2 protein-coding genes are annotated in these 2239 nt (G+C 45.5%); both read right to left on the bottom strand.

The window, feature by feature from the left end; all coding sequences use genetic code 11:
- Nucleotides 1–413 (bottom strand): plastocyanin/azurin family copper-binding protein (locus A3761_RS11990; protein WP_068750268.1); only part of this gene is annotated, 413 nt, incomplete at its 3' end.
- 36 nt (nucleotides 414–449) lie between these two features.
- A complete protein-coding gene (locus A3761_RS11985; protein ID WP_068750266.1) occupies nucleotides 450–2204 on the bottom strand; it encodes a NapC/NirT family cytochrome c in 1755 nt (584 codons plus the stop codon).
- Between the last annotated feature and the right edge of the window lie 35 nt (nucleotides 2205–2239).

The raw sequence follows: 2239 nt of genomic DNA, 5'->3' as shown, positions 1-2239 counted from the left end.
CCATGACATGATCCACAGTCTTGTTTCACTAAATAGTCCAGTTCCAGTGCACGCTCTTCAGAAACTTTCAGCTCAGCTTTTTTAACAATAACCTTGCCCCTCATCTGTGGATGAGGTCCGCAGCGATAGTCAAAGACACCAGCGCGATCAAATAAGCGTTCAACGCTTTCTTCGGGCCAGAAGTATTCACCTTCAGGCTCTCCCAAACCTTCAAACCATACGCTGTGATACTGCCTCTTCTCGACATTCAGCCAACGCACCGTATCGCCAATATTGACTGTTACAACTTCCGGTATGAAACGCATCTTGTGTGTCTTTACTTCAACAAGTTCTGCAGATGAGACGCCCGCCAGCAACAAGTTCGCGAATAGCACTATTGCCAATCCCTTACCTGTTTTTTTGACTGATCTCATCCACATAACGCTCACCGTTTTCTTATTTACTAGCTTTTATTGCTTAACTGCATTGATTTCTACATCGGCATTATCGAAGCCCAATTTGTACCCAAGTGATACATGATGGAAACGGCCGTTGCTGTAATCGTCATGAATCGCGAAACCAAAGTTGTAGCTTTGAGCGGTGTCCAGACTGATATTGCCGTCACCGTCAGCTACCAGAGGACGCTTGATTTCAACCACCCACTTATTGCCAACTTTGTTTGCTATCGCTTCACTAATCACACCTTCGTTCATCAAGCGGTCTGCCAAGATACTGCCGTCTTCAATACTCTTGTCACCCGACTTGTAGCGCACGATATCCATGAAGTGCTGAGCGTCAAATTCTGCTTTGATCTCAGCGTCTTCCTTACGCTTATCCCAACCACCAAGCGGTTTTTTGTTTCGGCCTTTAAGCTCAATCTTCGTACGGCTCTCTTTTAGATACTTAGTTACACTCTGACCCTCAGGCGCGAAAGGCATGTCATCGGCATCGGCATGACAGGTTCCCCAGCAACCTGCTCGATCTGCGTACTCAACTTCGTCAGTCGCTAACATAAAGGCCAATTTCATTTGATTCATCGCATCCATCTTGCCACCTTCTGCAAAGGGTACTGGCTGGTGTTCAGTATCTTCCCAAGTAAATTGCATATATAAGCTCTTGCTATCATGTGCTGCTTTAACCGCCACTGGAATGCTGCCACGCTTACCGGGAATCACCTGATCTTCCAGCTTCTCGCCTGTCACAATCTTTTGTCCAATATCTGCAATTTCTTCCTCATGACAGTCCATACAGCGATCACCTTTCGTGAATGAACGCTTACCACCATGCTTACGTCCTAATACCCACTCCATTGACGCCTGGCCAGGATAGAAAACACCGATTTCTCTTGCAGGTACTGCAGCCCAATTGATAGATGATTTTGCAGCAGTTTTCTTGGCGGGAGCCTTTTTAGCCTCAGTTTTCTTAGGCTTATTTGCAGCCTCTTTCTTAGCTTTCTCTGCAGCTAAAGCTGCCGCAATCTTTGCCTCTTCCGCTGCTTTAGCTGCTTGTTCTGCTGCTTTCTTAGCCGCTTCTTCTGCTAAACGCTTCTTCTCTGCTTTAGCAGCAGCTTCTTTATCTAAAAATTCTTGCCAGTGAGCCGGAATACCGATTGCGATTTCTGGGTCTGGTGTAGTGAGTTCGTCAATTTCTTCGTCAGTCAACTCATCATGCACAGGCTTGTGCGCAATACCTTTGTGGCAATCAATACAAGTGTTACCTGCTGTCATCGCATTCAAATGCTGTTTACGAGCGCGAGGCTTTTGGTTTTCTGGCAACATGGTTTCGAAGTCATGACAGTTTCGACACTCGCGTGAGTCTGTCGCTTTCATTTCACCCCAAACTTTCTTTGCCATCGTGAAGCGCTTGGCATCAAACTTTTCTGGCGTATCAATACTTCCCAAAGCTTTATGCCATAACTCATTAGAAGCTTTTATCTTACGAACAACTTTATGCACCCATGGATCAGGCACGTGGCAATCTGAACAGCTTGCTCTAACGCCACTGCGGTTGGTGTAGTGAATAGTTGACTGGTATTCTTTATAAACGTTGTCTTCCATTTCGTGACAACTGATACAGAACTCTAGGGTATTGGTTTGCTCCATCGTAGTGTTAAATCCGCCCCAGAAGATGACACCGACTAACATGAAAAATAATGCTGCCGTGACTGTCGCCCCGAACAATATTTTTCTCGTCATCAGACCTTTAACAAGATTTGCTGCACTCATTGATGAGACTCCCTAGAACTTTAATATTCTAAAAT

The organism is Oleiphilus sp. HI0123, from assembly GCF_001635315.1.
Note: the sequence above shows the minus strand (reverse complement) of the source record. Positions and strands in the feature narration are given on the sequence as shown.